Annotated in this window: 1 protein-coding gene; it reads left to right on the plus strand. The window is 72.6% G+C overall.

Annotated elements, in window-relative coordinates; genetic code table 11:
* Positions 1 to 89 precede the first annotated feature (89 nt).
* Positions 90 to 1,207 (plus strand): NADH:flavin oxidoreductase/NADH oxidase (locus ACE3Q3_RS22110; protein WP_374449634.1); only part of this gene is annotated, 1,118 nt, incomplete at its 3' end.

Here is a 1,207-nt window from a genome sequence, read left to right on the forward strand (position 1 = left end):
CCGGCACTGATCGACCGGCACTGATCGACCGGGCCACGCCCCCCGTCTAGACTGTCGGCGAACGACGGTCGGACGGGGGACGTGGCTTCATGAGCACCATCGGCGAGGCAGGCGCGCGGGTCGGCGACCAGCGTTTCACCGGCGAGAACGCGCGCCGGATTCTGGGCCGCGAGCGCGACCCGCATCTCTTCCGCCCGGTCACGTTCCGCGGCGTCACGGCGCGCAACCGCATCGCGGTGTCGCCGATGTGCCAGTATTGCGCGACCGATGCGATGCCGGACGCCTGGCATCTCGTCCATCTCGGCGCCCGCGCCCAGGGCGGCGCCGGCATCGTCTTCACCGAGGCGACGCCGTCCGAGCCGCGCGGGCGGGTGACCAAGCACTGCATCGGCCTGTGGAACGACGCGCAGGAGGCGGAGATGGCGAAGATCGCCGCCTTCGTCGCCGACCAGGGGGCGGTGCCGGCGATCCAGATCGCCCATGCCGGGCGCAAGGCCTCGGTGCATCGCCCGTGGGAGGGAACGACCCCGCTGGCGGCGGACGAGGGGGCCTGGGATCTGATCGGCCCCACCGCCGAGCCCTATGCCGACGGCTATGCCGCCCCGATCCCGATGGACGACGGCGCCATCGCCACCTTTCTCGCCGAGATCGCGGCGACGACGGCGCGGGCCCGGCGGGCCGGGTTCCGCGTCGTCGAGTACCACGCGGCGCACGGCTATCTCGTCCACAGCTTCCTCTCGCCGCTCTCCAACCGGCGCAACGACGGCTATGGCGGCGATCTCCGGCGGCGCGCCCGCCTGCTGCTCGAGGTGGTCGACGCCATCCGCTGCGAATGGCCGGACGACCAGCCGCTCTTCGTCCGCCTGTCCTGCGTCGACTGGATCGACGGCGGCCTGACGCTGGCAGACACGATCGAGGTGGCGCGCTGGCTGAAGGCGACGGGCAAGGTCGATCTCGTCGACTGCACCTCGGGCGGGCTCGATCCGCGGCAGCGGATTCCGGTCCACCCCGGCTACCAGGTGCCCTTCGCCGAGGCGATCCGGCGCGAGGCCGGGATCGCAACCGGCGCGGTCGGCCTCATCAGCGCGCCCGAGCATGCCGAGGACATCGTCGCCAACGGCCGCGCCGACCTCGTCTTCCTCGGCCGGGTGCTGCTTGCCGATCCGCACTGGCCGCTGCGCGCCGCCAACGTCCTCAAGGGCAAGGG

This window comes from Allostella sp. (assembly GCF_041913585.1).
Taxonomy (GTDB): domain Bacteria; phylum Pseudomonadota; class Alphaproteobacteria; order ATCC43930; family Allostellaceae; genus Allostella.